Origin of the sequence: Kitasatospora sp. NPDC058444, assembly GCF_042721415.1 — a bacterium.
Taxonomy (GTDB): domain Bacteria; phylum Actinomycetota; class Actinomycetes; order Streptomycetales; family Streptomycetaceae; genus Kitasatospora.
Genome location: NZ_JBHXLL010000032.1, coordinates 64,589 through 78,548, shown reverse-complemented (window position 1 = coordinate 78,548; position 13,960 = coordinate 64,589). Strand labels below are relative to the sequence as shown.

Sequence of the window (13,960 nt, the reverse complement as noted above, 5' to 3'; positions counted from 1 at the left end):
GCCGAGTGATCGCTCCGGTCGCCGGTCCGGACGGCCCCGGTCGGCCCCCGATAACCTGCCGGTATCACCCCTCGCCGCCGGCCCGAACGCGCCGCCGCCCCCCGGACCACCCCGCGGCGTCCCATCCGGAGGAGACCTGGTGCTGCACACGCTCGACGCCCCGGCCGTGCGCACCTGGTGCCAGCTCGCCCTGCGGGCGCTCGGCCAGGCCCGCGAGGAGATCGACGCGCTCAACGTCTATCCCGTCCCGGACGGCGACACCGGCACCAACCTCTACCTGACCGTCGAGTCGGCCGCCGCCGAGGTGGAGAGCCGCTTCGCCGATCCCGCCGTCCGGCCGGCCCCCGGGCTGGCCGACGCCGTCCGGGCGATGGCCCGCGGCGCGCTGGTCGGCGCCCGCGGGAACTCCGGGGTGATCCTCGCCCAGTGGCTGCGCGGGACCGCCGAGACGCTGGCCGAGGGCGGCGGCCCCGAACAGCTGCGGGCCGCCCTGCAACGGGCCGCCGACTCCGCCTACCAGGCCGTCGCGGAGCCCGTCGAGGGCACCCTGCTGACCGTCGCCCGGGTCGCCGCCCGGGAGGCCGTACGGGCCGGGGACGGGCTCGCGCAGGTCGCCGACACCGCCTACCGGGCCGCCCGGGACGCGCTGCGGCACACCCCCGAGCAGCTCGCCGTGCTGGCCGAGAACGGGGTGGTGGACGCCGGCGGGCGCGGCCTGGTGGCCGTCCTCGGCGCCCTCGCCGACGCCGTCGCCGGGCAGCAGCCGATGGGGCCGGTCGCGCTGCGCGGGGACATCCGGGCCGTCGAGAGCTGCGAGACCCACCTCAGGCCGCCCGGCCCCGGCCACCCCGCCTTCGAGGTCATCTACCTGCTGGACGCCCCCGACGAGGCGCTGCCCGCGCTGCGCGAGCGGCTCGGCGAGCTCGGCGACTCGCTGGTGATCGGCGGCGGCGACGGCCTGTGGAACGTGCACGTCCACGTCGACGACGCGGGCGCCGCCGTGGAGGCCGGGGTCGGGGCCGGGCGCCCGCACCAGATCCGGATCACCCACTTCGCCGAGGCCGCCGCCCGCTCCGGCGCCGCCGCCGAGCCCGGCGAGCGCGAGGAGCGGGCCCGCGCGGTGCTCTCCGTGGTCTCCGGCGAGGGCCTGGCCGAACTCTGCGAACAGGCCGGCGCCGTCGTCCTGCACGCCGACCCGGAGCGCCCGCCGGCCAGCGCCGAACTCGCCGACGCGGTGCGCCGCTCGGCCGCCCGCGAGGTCGTCCTGCTGCTGAACGACCCCGAGCTGCGCGCCGCCGCCGGGGCCGCCGCCGACCAGCTGCGCGAGGAGGGGGTGCGGATCGCCGTCCTGCCCACCCGCTCGCCGGTGCAGGGACTGGCGGCGCTCGCGGTGCACGAGGGCGGCCGCCGCTTCGACGAGGACGTGGTCGCCATGACCTCCGCCGCCGGGGCCACCCGGTACGCGGAACTGGCCGTCGCCGAGGGGGAGTCCTGGACGATGGCCGGGGTCTGCCAGGCCGGCGACGTGCTCGGGCTGATCGACGGCGACGTCGCGGTGATCGGCGCCGGGCTGGCCGAGGTCGGCGAGAGCGTGCTGGACCGGATGCTCGGGGCGGGCGGCGAGCTCGTCACCCTGATCCTCGGCGGGGGCACCGAGGCGGCGCTCGCCGAGCGGCTGGTCGCCCACGTGCGGCACCGGCGGCCCGAGGTGGACGCGGTGGTCTTCCACGGCGGGCAGGAACCGGCACCGCTGCTCATCGGGGTGGAGTAGCTCCTGTTCTGTCCGTCCCTTGGTGTAAACAGGGGCCTGATGGGCGCTCTCGATGAACCACTGACCAAGCTCGTCGGCGACCGCACCGCGAAGGTGCTCGCCGACAGCCTCAAGCTGCGCACGGTCGGGGACCTGCTGCACCACTATCCGCGCCGCTACGTCGAGCGCGGCCAGCTCACCAGCCTGGACGAGCTGGAGGCCGACGAGCACGTCACCGTGCTGGCCCGGATCGAGAAGGTCACCCTGATCCCGTTCCGCGGCCGCAAGGGCGACCGGCTGGAGGTCGTCGTCACCGACGGCCGCAGCCGGCTCTCGCTGGTCTTCTTCAACCAGGGCTGGCGGCAGAAGGAGCTCAAGGCCGGCGCCCAGGGCCTGTTCGCGGGCAAGGTCGGGGTCTTCAACCGGACCCGCCAGCTGGTCTCGCCGGACTACCAGCTGCTCGACGAGGACGCCGGGTCGGACGCCGCGCGGCAGTTCGCCGGCCGGCTCATCCCGGTGTACGGCGCCAGCGCGCAGATGCCCAGCTGGAAGCTGTCGATCTGCGTCGAGACCGCGCTCACCAAGCACCTCGGCGACGTCGGCGAACCGCTGCCCGCCGAGCTGCGCGAGCGGCACGACCTGATCCCGCTGCCCGAGGCACTGGAGCTGATCCACCGTCCGCGCAGCCACGCCGACCGCGAGCGCGCCCAGAGCCGGCTGCGCTGGGACGAGGCCTTCGTGCTCCAGGTCGCCCTCGCGCAGCGCCGGGCCGCCGACTCCGCCCTGCCCGCCAAGCCGCGCAGGGCCCGCGAGGGCGGTCTGCTGGACGCCTTCGACGCCAGGCTGCCGTTCACCCTCACCGAGGGCCAGCAGAAGGTCTCCGCCGAGATCGCCGCCGACCTCGCCACCGAGCACCCGATGCACCGGCTGCTCCAGGGCGAGGTCGGCTCCGGCAAGACCCTGGTCGCGCTGCGCGCCATGCTCGCCGTGGTGGACGCGGGCGGCCAGGCCGTCCTGCTGGCGCCCACCGAGGTGCTCGCCCAGCAGCACCACCGCTCGATCGTCGAGATGATGGGGGACCTCGCCGAGGGCGGCATGCTCGGCGGCTCCGACCTCGGCACCCGGGTGGTGCTGCTGACCGGCTCGATGGGCGTCCCCGCCCGCCGTCAGGCGCTGCTCGACATGGCCTGCGGGGACGCCGGGATCGCCATCGGCACCCACGCGCTGATCGAGGACAAGGTGCAGTTCCAGGACCTCGGCCTGGTCGTGGTGGACGAGCAGCACCGCTTCGGCGTCGAGCAGCGGGACGCGCTGCGCGCCAAGGGGGAGCAGCCGCCGCACCTGCTGGTGATGACGGCCACCCCGATCCCGCGCACCGTCGCGATGACGGTCTTCGGGGACCTGGAGACCTCCGTCCTGGACCAGCTGCCGGCCGGCCGTTCGCCGATCTCCACCCACGTCGTCCCGGCGCTGGAGAAGCCCAACTTCCTCACCCGGGCCTGGGAGCGGGTCCGCGAGGAGGTCGCCAAGGGCCACCAGGCGTACGTGGTCTGCCCCCGGATCGGGGACGAGGAGCCCGCGGCCGCCCCCGGGAAGAAGCGCCGCAAGGCCGCCGAGGAGGACTTCGAGGACGTCGCCGACGAGGGCGCGGCGAGCGACGAACGGCGGCCCCCGCTCTCGGTGGTGGAGACGGCCGAGAAGCTGACGAAGGGCCCGCTGAGCGGTCTGCGGGTGGAGATCCTGCACGGCCGGCTCGCGCCGGAGGCCAAGGACGAGGTGATGCGCCGGTTCGCGGCCGGCGAGGTGGACGTGCTGGTCGCCACCACGGTGATCGAGGTCGGCGTCAACGTCCCCAACTCCACCGCGATGGTCATCATGGACGCCGACCGCTTCGGCGTCTCCCAGCTCCACCAGCTGCGCGGCCGGGTCGGCCGGGGCAGCGCGGCGGGCCTGTGCCTGCTGGTCAGCGACATGCCCGGGGGCAGCGCCGCGCGGGCCCGGCTGGACGCGGTGGCGGGCACCCTGGACGGCTTCGAGCTGTCCCGGATCGACCTCGAACAGCGCCGCGAGGGCGACGTGCTGGGCCAGGCCCAGTCCGGGGTGAAGTCCTCGCTCAAGGTGCTCTCGGTGCTGGAGGACGAGGAGGTCATCCTCACCGCCCGCACCGAGGCCACCCGGCTGGTCGCCGAGGACCCGGACCTGGCCGCCCACCCGGAGCTGCGCACCGCACTGGAGAGCCTGCTCGACGAGGACCGCGCGGCCTACATGGAGAAGGGCTGAGCGGTCCTTCGAGGGCCGGATTGTCAGACCCCCGGGAGAGAATGAAGGTGTTCAGGGCGCACCTCCAAGGTGCGTACCTGGCACGACACTTGGGGGTCAAGCCATGGCATTCCGTCATCTCAACGAGCTCCCGCTGGGCGACAAGGTCTTCCGGATCGAACTCGCCAGCGACGACGACCGCGAAGTCACCCTCACCCTGACCGGCTGGCGCGAGGGGGCGGCCGCCGCACCGCTCGCCTCGGGCAAGCTCCGCCTGCCGGTCGAGGACGTCGCCTCGCTGCGGATCGCGCTCAACCGCGCGCTGCGGGCGCTGGCGATCGTCGCCGACGTCTCCGAGCCCATCCCCGACCGCGACGTGCTGCGCGAGCTGTACCCCGGCCACGGCGCCCCCTGGGTGCCGCAGCACGAGGAGGAACTGGTCCGGCGCTTCCACGACGGCGAGACCATCGCCCGGATCGCCGCCCGGTTCGGCCGCACGCCCGACTCCGTCCGGACCAAGCTGCGCGAGCTCGGGCACGACCCGCGCCGCCCCGAGTTCTGCCCGCCCGACGGCTGCCTGTCCTGGTCCCGCTACGCCTCGCCGGCCCTGCTCGGCTCGGGCACCGCGGCCCCGTCGGCGGGCTCCGAGGCGAGCTGACCACCGCGGCCCGGCGGGGGGTTCCCCGCCGGGCCGCGCCCACCTCCGGGGCACTCCCGGCGGTCGGTCCCGCGGTGCGCGTGTCCCGCTCGTCGCTCCTCACCTCCCGGCACCGGCGCGCCCCTTCGGCGCGGGGCGGGATAGCGTGGTCGGGCAGCGACGAAAGGACCTCCCACCACCATGACCCGCGTGATCGCCGGGGCGGCCGGTGGCCGCCGACTGGCCGTACCGCCCGGCCGGGGCACCCGCCCGACCTCCGACAAGGCCCGTGAGGCGATGTTCTCCACCCTGGAGGCGCTGCGCGGCACCCTGCAGGGGGCCCGGATGCTGGACCTGTTCGGCGGATCGGGCGCGGTCGGGCTGGAGGCGCTGTCGCGCGGCGCCGAGCACGTCCTGCTGGTCGAGGCGGACGGCCAGGCGGCCCGGGTGATCCGGGAGAACGTCCGGACGGTCGGCCTGCCGGGGGTCGAGGTGCGGGCCGCCAAGGCGGAGAAGGTGATCGTCGGCCCGCCCCCGCAGAGCCCGTACGACCTGGTCTTCCTCGACCCGCCGTACGCGGTGACGGACGAGGAGGTCCGCGAGATGCTGATCACACTCCGGGCCGGGGGCTGGCTCGCGGAGGACACGCTGGTCACCGTGGAGCGCAGCACCCGCGGTGGCGGATTCGTCTGGCCCGGGGGTTTCGAGGAGTTGCGCTCCCGCCGCTACGGCGAGGGCACGCTCTGGTACGGTCGCGCCGCCGCGGCCGACGAGCAGGAGTAGCGGGCCGCGGCCCGCAGCAGCCGTCACCCCACGAGGGAGCACACACGCCATGCGCCGAGCCGTCTGTCCCGGTTCGTTCGACCCGATCACCAACGGCCACCTCGACATCATCGAGCGGGCCTCGAAGCTGTACGACGTGGTGCATGTCGCGGTCCTGGTCAACCGGAACAAGCAGGGCATGTTCACCGTCGAGGAGCGGATCGGCCTGATCGAGGAGGTCACCGCCGGCTTCGGGAACGTGCAGGTCGAGTCGCACCACGGCCTGCTGGTGGACTACTGCCGGGAGCGCGGCATCCCCGCGATCATCAAGGGCCTGCGCGCCGTCAGCGACTTCGACTACGAGCTCCAGATGGCGCAGATGAACCACGGTCTGACCGGGGTGGAGACGCTGTTCGTGCCGACCTCGCCGACGTACAGCTTCCTCTCCTCGACGCTGGTCAAGGAGGTGGCCTCCTACGGCGGCGACGTCTCGCACCTGCTGCCGGAGACGGTGCACCGCCGGCTGGTGGAGCGGATCGCGGAGCGCAAGGCCGAGCAGTAGGCCGTCAGGGGGCCGCCGGCTGTCCGCTTCTGCCGGTTCGTCACGTCATGTCCGTTTCCCGGTGAACCGGTTCGGCTGAGGCGTTGTGACCCCGCAGGGCAGTGGCCGTACAGTCTGTACTCCTGCCCTGCGGTGAGGTCCACCGCGTCGGGCCTGCCTCCGCCGGACCGTCGGCGGCACACGGAAAGACGAAGCCCCGTGGACGTGCAGAACAAGGTCGACGAGATCGTGGCGGCGGTCGAGAACGCCCGCTCGATGCCGATGTCGGCCTCCTGCGTGGTGAACCGGGCCGAGCTGATCGGCCTGCTCAACGACCTCAGGTCGGCCCTGCCCGCCGAACTCGCCCAGGCCCAGTCGGTGATGGCCGACCACGAGCAGGTGGTGGCGGGGGCCCAGGTCGAGGCCGAGCGGATCATCCAGGGCGCGCACGCCGAGCGCGGCTCGCTGATCTCGGACACCGAGGTGGTCCGCCAGGCCCAGGCCCAGGCCGACCGGATCCTCGCCGAGGCGCGCGCCGAGGTCGACGCCAAGCGGGCCGAGGCCGACGACTACGTGGACAGCAAGCTCGCCAACTTCGAGGTCGTGCTGACCAAGACGCTCGGCGCGGTCGGCCGCGGCCGCACCAAGCTGCGCGGCGACTCCAGCGTCTTCGAGGCGGAGCCCGAGGGCGAGGGCGACGGCGAGGAGTTCCGCCCCCAGCGGATCAGCCCGAGCCCCGAGGTGGACGAGTACGTCGATGTGAAGCTCGCCACCCTGGAGAACGTGCTCGGCGCCACCCTGGAGGCGGTCGGCAAGGGCCGCGACAAGCTGCTCGGCAAGCGCCCGATCGACGAGCTGGGCGCCTACCTGGCCGCCGCCGACCAGGCCCAGCAGGCCAAGGAGCGGGCCGAGGCGGTGGCGGCGGGCTTCGCCCACGACCCCGAGGGCGAGGACATCGCCTGGTACCGCGAGGACGTCCCGCAGCAGCAGACCTGGCCGGAGCAGACCCCGGCCGCGGCCGGCTGGCAGGCTCCCGGCACCGACCAGTACGCGGCCGCCCAGCAGCCGGGCGGGCAGTACGTCGAGGTGTACGGCGGCGGCTACGACCCGGCCGGCCAGGGCGACCCGTACAACGCCCAGTGGGGCGGACAGCAGGACGGCTACCAGCAGCAGGGCTACCCGGACCAGCAGCAGGGGGGCGGCTACGGCTATCCCCAGCAGCAGCAGCCGGGCTACCCCGCGCAGTCGTACGACGGCTACGCCTACCCCCAGCAGCCCACCGCCCCGCCGGCCGTGCCGCACCAGCAGCAGGCGCACGGCCAGGGCCAGGGTCAGGGCCAGGGCCAGGGTCAGGGTCTGGACGAGACCAGCTTCTTCGACACCAGCATGATCGACATGACCAGGCTGCGGGAGCTCGGCGGCCGCTGAGCCGGCCCCCGCGCAGCCGTGCGGGAGTCTCCTGACGGGACCGAAGTTGGGCCTGGCGGGAGACTCCGGTAGTCTGACCACTCCGGCATCCCCATGTCCGGCCGTCGGCTTGCCCTCGCAACGCCGACTCGTATGGGGAATCCCCGATCGTTTCCTATGGAAGTCAGGACACCGTGAACCGCCTCGACCACCGCGACCCCCTCGTGTTCGACACGCACGAGCTCGGTCGTCGCCCGGGTTCGATGCGCAAGGTGAGCCGGACCCTGGAGGCCCCCGAGGGCTTCGGGATCATCGACGTCATCGGCGTGCCGGAGAAGAGCCCGATCGAGCTGGAGCTCCGCCTGGAGTCCGTGGTCGAGGGCGTGCTGGTCACCGGCACCGCCGAGACCCACGTCGTGGGCGAGTGCGTCCGGTGCCTGGAGCCCGTCGAGTTCGACGTCGACGTGGACTTCCAGGAGCTGTACTACTACCCGGAGTCCGACGAGCGCCACCGCGCCCGGACCGCCGGAGCCGAGGACCTCGACGAGGACTCGGAAGAAGAGACTTACCGTCTGGAGGGCGACTTCTTCGACCTCCAGCCGGTGCTGCGTGACGCGGTGGTGCTCGCACTGCCGCTGCAGCCGGTGTGCCAGGAAGACTGCCTGGGCCTGTGCTCCGAGTGCGGAGCGCGCCTGAGTGACGACCCGGCGCACCACCACGATGCCGTCGACCCCCGGTGGGCGGCTCTGCAGGGACTCTCCGCCGCCCCCGGCGACGAGGGTGACGGATCTAAGAACAGCGACACCCGTGAGGGTCTCGCCGAGAACCAGGAGAAGTAGCCGTGGCTGTTCCGAAGCGGAAGATGTCGCGCAGCAACACGCGCCACCGTCGGTCCAACTGGAAGGCCGTCGTTCCGGCCCTCGTGGCGTGCGACCGCTGCCACGAGCCGAAGCTGGGCCACATCGCGTGCCCGAGCTGCGGCACGTACAACCGTCGCCAGGTCCTCTCGGTCTGATCGGCGGGGTGCACGGATCGATGTCGGACGGTAACTCCACCCGCAAGGCGTCCTCCGCCCCGAAGGGTTCTTCGGGCGGTGGCAAGGCCGGCGGGCCGGCTTCGACCGAATACGACGTCCTGGAAGGGCGCCTCGGGTACACGCTCGAGCGCGCCCTTCTGGTGCGTGCCCTGACCCACCGCTCGTACGCGTACGAGAACGGCGGGCTGCCCACCAACGAGCGCCTGGAGTTCCTCGGCGACTCGGTGCTGGGCCTCGTGGTGACCGACACCCTCTACCGCGTCCACCCGGACGTCCCGGAGGGCACGCTCGCCAAGCTGCGCGCCGCGGTGGTCAACTCCCGCGCGCTCGCGGACGTCGGCCGCGGCCTGGAGCTCGGCACGTTCATCCGCCTCGGCAAGGGTGAGGAGGGCACCGGCGGCCGCGACAAGTCGTCGATCCTCGCCGACACCGTCGAGGCCGTGATCGGCGCCGTCTACCTGGACCAGGGACTGGACGCGGCCACCGAGTTCGTCCACCGGCTGTTCGACCCGCTGATCGAGGAGTCCTCTCAGCTGGGCGCCGGCCTGGACTGGAAGACCAGCCTCCAGGAGCTCACCGCCTCGGTGGGCATCGGCGTGCCCGAGTACGTGGTCATGGAGTCCGGTCCGGACCACGAGAAGACCTTCACCGCGGCGGCCCGGGTGGCCGGCGAGGACTTCGGCAGCGGCGTCGGCCGCTCGAAGAAGGAAGCCGAGCAGAAGGCCGCCGAGAGCGCCTGGCGCGCGATCAAGGAGAAGTACGCCGACCGGCTGCCCGCCGGGGCGTGACCTCGCAGTAGCCTTCACTCCTGCTGATCCGTACCGAGCAGGAGGCGTGTTCCCGTGCCCGAACTTCCCGAGGTCGAGGTCGTCCGCCGTGGTCTGGCCAACTGGGTCGCCGGGCGGACGGTCGCCGACGTCCAGGTGCTGCACCCGCGCGCGGTGCGCCGCCAGCCGGCCGGCCCGGCCGACTTCGCCGCCCGGCTGACCGGCACCACCCTCGGCACCGCGCAGCGGCGCGGCAAGTACCTGTGGGTCCCGCTGGCCGGCGCCGGCGCGGGCTTCTCGCTGATCGGCCACCTCGGGATGAGCGGCCAGCTGCTCGTCCAGGACCCGTCCGTACCCGACGAGACGCACCTGCGGGTGCGGCTGCGCTTCGCCGACGGCGGGCGCGAACTGCGCTTCGTCGACCAGCGGACCTTCGGCGCCCTGGCAGTCGAAGAAGCCGAGGACGGGGACCGGGAGGGCACCCCGGTCTCGATCGCGCACATCGCCCGCGACCCGCTCGACCCGCGCTTCGACGACGCCGCCTTCGCGGCCGCGCTGCGCGCCAAGCGGACCACCGTGAAGCGCGCCCTGCTCGACCAGACCCTGATCAGCGGCGTCGGCAACATCTACGCCGACGAGGCGCTGTGGCGCTCCAAGCTGCACTACGACCGCCCGACCGCGACGCTCAGCCGCCCGCAGGCCCTGCTGCTGCTGGCCAATGCCCGGGACGTGATGACCGCGGCGCTCGCCGTCGGCGGCACCAGCTTCGACAGCCTCTACGTCAACGTGAACGGCGAGAGCGGCTACTTCTCCCGGGACCTCGACGCCTACGGCCGCGAGCAGGAGCCCTGCCGCCGCTGCGGCACCCCGATCCGGCGGGCGGCCTGGATGAACCGCTCCAGCTACTTCTGCCCCCGCTGCCAGCGCGTGCCGCGCACCCGCAGCGGGGGCTGAGCCGCCGCGCTACTTGCGGGTGAGTTCGGGCTCCGCGGTGGTCGGCTCCCCGGGCGTGCCGTGGGTGTCCTGGCCGAAGTAGGCGACCCCGACCGCGGCGACCACCGCGAGCAGGAAGCCGATCACGCCGAGCCAGCCCAGGCCGGCCTTGGTGGAGTCGCCGAGCCAGAGCACGCCGACCGCGCCGGGCAGCACCGTCTCGCCGACCACCAGCGCGGCGGTCGCGCCGTTCACCGAGCCGATCTGGAGCGCCACGGTGTGGATGTACATCCCGCCGATGCCGCCGACCAGGACCGCGTACAGCGCCGGGTCGGAGAGCAGCGAGCCGAGGTCGAACGGCTCGATGCCGTTGAGGATGCGCACCCCGACGCCCAGGGCGCCGAAGCCGAGGCCGGAGAGCAGACCGGCGACGATCGCGCCGTTGGCGCCCATCCGCCGCACCAGCAGGCTGCCGCCGACCAGCAGCACGGTCGTGACGATCAGCAGCCACCAGTGGAAGGACATCGCCGCGTGGTGGCCGCCCTCCGGTCCGGCCGAGACGGCCAGCAGCACCAGCGCCGAGCAGAGCACGGCGATCGAGGCCCACTCCAGCTGCTTGAGCCGGATGCCCAGCAGCTTGATGCTGAGGACCGCGGTGATCACCAGGTTGGCGCTGATGATGGTCTGGGAGAGGAACAGCGGCAGCAGGCGGGCGGCCAGCGCGCCGAGCCCGAAGCCGATCAGGTCGAGCACCGTGCCGAGGATGAACTCCCAGGTGACGGCGGCCTTCGCGGTCGAGGACAGGCTCGGGCCGCCGTGCTCGGTGGTCGAGGTGGTGGCCCCCTTGGCCGCCTCCTCCCGGGCGGAGCGGCGGGATCCGACGGCCTGGAGGACCGAGCCGGTGCCGTAGCAGGCGGATGCCGCCACGGCGGTGACGAGGCCGATGATCACCGAGTGCTCCGATCGGGAGTCGAGTCAAGGACAGGCTGGGTAAAGAAAAAGCAATGGGACCGGTGGTTCGGGACCACTATGCCCGTTCGCACGGTACGGTCGGCACGCCCCCCGGAGTACCCCGGGACCGGGCCGGGCCTGCCGGAACGTACGTCCGGGGGCCTCACGGGGTTCCCGCGCGGGCCCCGCCTCAGGGGCGGCCGGGGGAAACATCATCCCCGAGGAGGGGAACGGCCCCGGCGGACGGCGGGGAACCTTGTCAACACCAGTATGCGAAGGGTATGGCGTGCTCGGCGGCCGGTCACGGTAGCGTCGGGGGCATGAGAACCCTTGCACGACGTTCCCGGGGCGCCGGGCCGCTTGCCCTGGTGGCGGCGCTGCTCGGGCTGCTGCTCCTGCTGGCACCCGCGGCCTCGGCGGCCGGTGGGCTGAGCGACGCCGCGGCCGCCCTGAAGAAGGGCCAGGTCTACGTCGACCCGGCCATGACGGGCCGCTTCAGCCAGTCCCAGGCCGACGCCCTGACCAAGAAGATCGACAAGGCCGACAAGCCGATCTTCATCGCGGTCATCCCCGACTCCCCGGCCTATGCCAAGAGCAACCTCCAGGACCTCCGCACCCTGGTGGGCATCGACGGCGTCTACGCGGTGTGGCACGGTGACAAGTTCGACGCCGGCGGCGACCGCGGCGCGATGGGCGCGGGCCAGCCGCAGCGCATCGCCGGCGCGGCCTTCCGGTCGAACGGCGGCGACATCGACGCCACCCTGAACTCCTTCGTCGACCAGGCCATCCCGCAGACCAAGGGCACCGGGGTCAACCACAGCACCTCGATCGCCTGGGTGGTCATCCCGGTGGTGCTGGTCGCGCTGGCCGGCGCCGGCGTCTTCCTCCTCTTCCGCCGCGCCAAGAAGCGCAAGGAGGAGCAGGCCCGGGCCGAGCTCCAGCAGCTGCGCCGGGTGGTGGACGAGGACATCACCGCCTTCGGCGAGGAGCTGGACCGGCTCGACTTCAACCCGGGCGCGGCGGACGCCGACGACGCCCAGCGCACCGACTACACCCACGCCCTGGACTCGTACGAGAAGTCCAAGCGCCTGATGGACGAGGCCAAGCGGCCGGAGGACGTCCAGCAGGTCACCGAGGCGATCGAGGACGGCCGGTTCGCGCTGGCCACCCTGAGCGCCCGGCGGGACAAGCGCCCGCTGCCCGAGCGCCGTCCCCCGTGCTTCATGGACCCGCGCCACGGCCCGTCCGTCAAGGACGTCGACTGGGCCCCGGCCGGCGGCTCCGCCCGCCCCGTGCCGGTCTGCCAGGCCGACGCGGACCGGGTCGCGGCCGGCCTCGACCCGGCGATCCGCACCGTCCACACCGACCAGGGCCCGCAGCCGTACTGGAACGCCGGCCCGGCCTACGCCCCGTACGCGGGCGGCTACTACAGCGGCTTCGGCGGCGGCGGCCTGCTGCCGGGGCTGCTGGTCGGCACCATGCTCGGCTCGATGATGAGCACCCCGGCCTACGCGGCCGCGCCGATGATGGACGGCGGCCACGGCTACCAGGACCAGTACGAGGGCGGCGACTTCACCGGCGCCGACTTCAACCCCTCCGACTTCGGCGGCGGCGACTTCGGTGGCGGTGGCGATTTCGGTGGCGGCGACTTCGGCGGCGGGGACTGGTAACCCGCCGGACCGACCGTCCGCGTCAGCGGCCCCGCCGGAGCTCCGGGCTCCGGCGGGGCCGCTCCCGTCTCCGGGCCCGGTCGGCCTGCGCGGGGCGGGGCGGGGCGAGGCCGGGCGGGGAGGCGTGCGCGGGGCGGGGCGGACCGGGCGGTGACCAGGGCGCGCGGGCGGCCCGGGCGTGTCCTAAGGTCGGGGGCATGCACGGTCGCGACGCCCACAGTGAGGAACCGGTCCGGGTGACCGCCTGGGTCCGGGGGAAGGTCCAGCAGGTCGGCTTCCGCTGGTGGACCAGGGCGCGGGCGCTGGAGATCGGCCTGACCGGCTACGCCAGCAACCTCGGCGACGGCCGGGTGCAGGTGGTGGCCGAGGGGCTCGCGCCCGACTGCGAGGAGCTGCTGGCCCGGCTGCGCGGCCCGGGGACCCCGGGGAACGTCAGCGGGGTCACCGAGATCTGGACGGCCGTCGGCCCCGGTTACGAGGGTTTCGAGATCCGCTGAATCCCCGGCCGAGCCGGACCCCGGCGGGCTCGGGGGCCGCCCCGGGCCGCCCCGGGCCGGGCCTTCGGCGAACCGGGGCGCGGGCTTCCGGGAAAAGATCAGGAACCGGCGGTGTCACGAGGTTGCCATCCGGGCAGACTCGTGGTTGACTCCGCATCGAACGATGATCCACGAGCACGTGGTGGAGCCCTCCCGAGACCCCCAGGCGTGACGACACCGCTGGGCAGGTGACAGGGGCGCGGTAGCGTGCGGTGATCGTGTTGACCCTTTCCGTCTTTGGTGAGACGCTGGAAGCCCGCGCACACGACCGCGTTCTCCCGGCAGGCGCATGCCCTCGTGAGTCCAGCTCACGGTGGTTGTGCCGTAGTGCCCAGCCAGCACTTCCGGTGACGCGCCGCGCGTGCGTCCCCCTTCCCCCTAGACCTGTACCGTTCCGGTTCGGTCACTCAGCGTGGAGGACCATTCATCATGGCAAAGGCGCTTCTCGGGTACGTCGGCGGCCCCGACCCGCGAATGCTCTCCGAGATGCGACGGCTTCAGCAGCGCGTCCAGGACCTTGAAGCCGAGCTCCTTCGGATGCAGGCTGAGAACGACGCTCTGACCGCTGTCGCTGACGAGCACTCGCTGCTCAACAGCATCGATCTGGATCAGCGGGAGCCGGCTCTCACCTGAGTCCCGCCCGGTCCTCGCAGATCGACGCCGCTGTGCACTGAGCCGCCCCGAAAGGGACGCAGCTTGCAAGGGACGCCC

Annotated in this window: 14 protein-coding genes; 13 read left to right on the top strand and 1 reads right to left on the bottom strand. The window is 73.3% G+C overall.

What is annotated here, in order from left to right; translation table 11 throughout:
- Window positions 1-139: 139 nt before the first annotated feature.
- From ACFWP2_RS28105 to mutM, 10 genes are all read left to right on the top strand, one after another.
- The gene (locus ACFWP2_RS28105; protein WP_380456432.1) at window positions 140-1,771 is read left to right on the top strand and encodes a DAK2 domain-containing protein; all 1,632 of its coding nucleotides are present in this window, start codon (window positions 140-142) and stop codon (window positions 1,769-1,771) included.
- A gap of 39 nt (window positions 1,772-1,810) precedes the next feature.
- The gene (recG, locus tag ACFWP2_RS28100; protein WP_380456429.1) at window positions 1,811-4,030 is read left to right on the top strand and encodes an ATP-dependent DNA helicase RecG; all 2,220 of its coding nucleotides are present in this window, start codon (window positions 1,811-1,813) and stop codon (window positions 4,028-4,030) included.
- A gap of 103 nt (window positions 4,031-4,133) precedes the next feature.
- A complete protein-coding gene (locus ACFWP2_RS28095; protein WP_380456427.1) occupies window positions 4,134-4,667 on the top strand; it encodes a hypothetical protein in 534 nt (177 codons plus the stop codon).
- Between the two features lie 180 nt (window positions 4,668-4,847).
- The gene (rsmD, locus tag ACFWP2_RS28090; protein ID WP_380456425.1) at window positions 4,848-5,429 is read left to right on the top strand and encodes a 16S rRNA (guanine(966)-N(2))-methyltransferase RsmD; all 582 of its coding nucleotides are present in this window, start codon (window positions 4,848-4,850) and stop codon (window positions 5,427-5,429) included.
- 49 nt (window positions 5,430-5,478) lie between these two features.
- Window positions 5,479-5,970 (top strand): pantetheine-phosphate adenylyltransferase, encoded by a 492-nt coding sequence (gene coaD / locus ACFWP2_RS28085; RefSeq protein ID WP_360348985.1) that lies wholly within the window; start codon window positions 5,479-5,481, stop codon window positions 5,968-5,970.
- 198 nt (window positions 5,971-6,168) lie between these two features.
- Entirely contained in the window at window positions 6,169-7,377 is a 1,209-nt protein-coding gene (locus ACFWP2_RS28080; protein ID WP_380456422.1) for an ATP synthase F0 subunit B, read from the top strand.
- A gap of 173 nt (window positions 7,378-7,550) precedes the next feature.
- Window positions 7,551-8,195, top strand: a complete 645-nt coding sequence (locus tag ACFWP2_RS28075) for a DUF177 domain-containing protein (RefSeq protein ID WP_360348979.1) — start codon at window positions 7,551-7,553, stop codon at window positions 8,193-8,195.
- 2 nt (window positions 8,196-8,197) lie between these two features.
- Entirely contained in the window at window positions 8,198-8,371 is a 174-nt protein-coding gene (rpmF, locus tag ACFWP2_RS28070; RefSeq protein ID WP_030056747.1) for a 50S ribosomal protein L32, read from the top strand.
- A 20-nt stretch (window positions 8,372-8,391) separates the two neighbouring features.
- Window positions 8,392-9,180 (top strand): ribonuclease III, encoded by a 789-nt coding sequence (rnc, locus tag ACFWP2_RS28065; RefSeq protein WP_380456419.1) that lies wholly within the window; start codon window positions 8,392-8,394, stop codon window positions 9,178-9,180.
- A gap of 54 nt (window positions 9,181-9,234) precedes the next feature.
- A complete protein-coding gene (mutM, locus tag ACFWP2_RS28060) occupies window positions 9,235-10,113 on the top strand; it encodes a bifunctional DNA-formamidopyrimidine glycosylase/DNA-(apurinic or apyrimidinic site) lyase (protein WP_380456417.1) in 879 nt (292 codons plus the stop codon).
- A 9-nt stretch (window positions 10,114-10,122) separates the two neighbouring features.
- Here mutM and ACFWP2_RS28055 read toward each other — a convergent pair whose 3' ends face one another.
- Window positions 10,123-11,043 (bottom strand): hypothetical protein, encoded by a 921-nt coding sequence (locus ACFWP2_RS28055; protein WP_380456415.1) that lies wholly within the window; start codon window positions 11,041-11,043, stop codon window positions 10,123-10,125.
- A 320-nt stretch (window positions 11,044-11,363) separates the two neighbouring features.
- On the opposite strand from ACFWP2_RS28055, the gene ACFWP2_RS28050 reads away from it, so the two are divergent.
- From ACFWP2_RS28050 to ACFWP2_RS28040, 3 genes are all read left to right on the top strand, one after another.
- On the top strand, window positions 11,364-12,713 hold the full coding sequence (locus ACFWP2_RS28050) for a hypothetical protein (protein WP_380456413.1): 1,350 nt from the start codon (window positions 11,364-11,366) through the stop codon (window positions 12,711-12,713).
- Window positions 12,714-12,910: 197 nt separating this feature from the next.
- Window positions 12,911-13,210 (top strand): acylphosphatase, encoded by a 300-nt coding sequence (locus ACFWP2_RS28045; RefSeq protein WP_380456411.1) that lies wholly within the window; start codon window positions 12,911-12,913, stop codon window positions 13,208-13,210.
- Between the two features lie 468 nt (window positions 13,211-13,678).
- On the top strand, window positions 13,679-13,882 hold the full coding sequence (locus ACFWP2_RS28040) for a hypothetical protein (RefSeq protein ID WP_045702518.1): 204 nt from the start codon (window positions 13,679-13,681) through the stop codon (window positions 13,880-13,882).
- The last annotated feature ends 78 nt before the right edge of the window (window positions 13,883-13,960 follow it).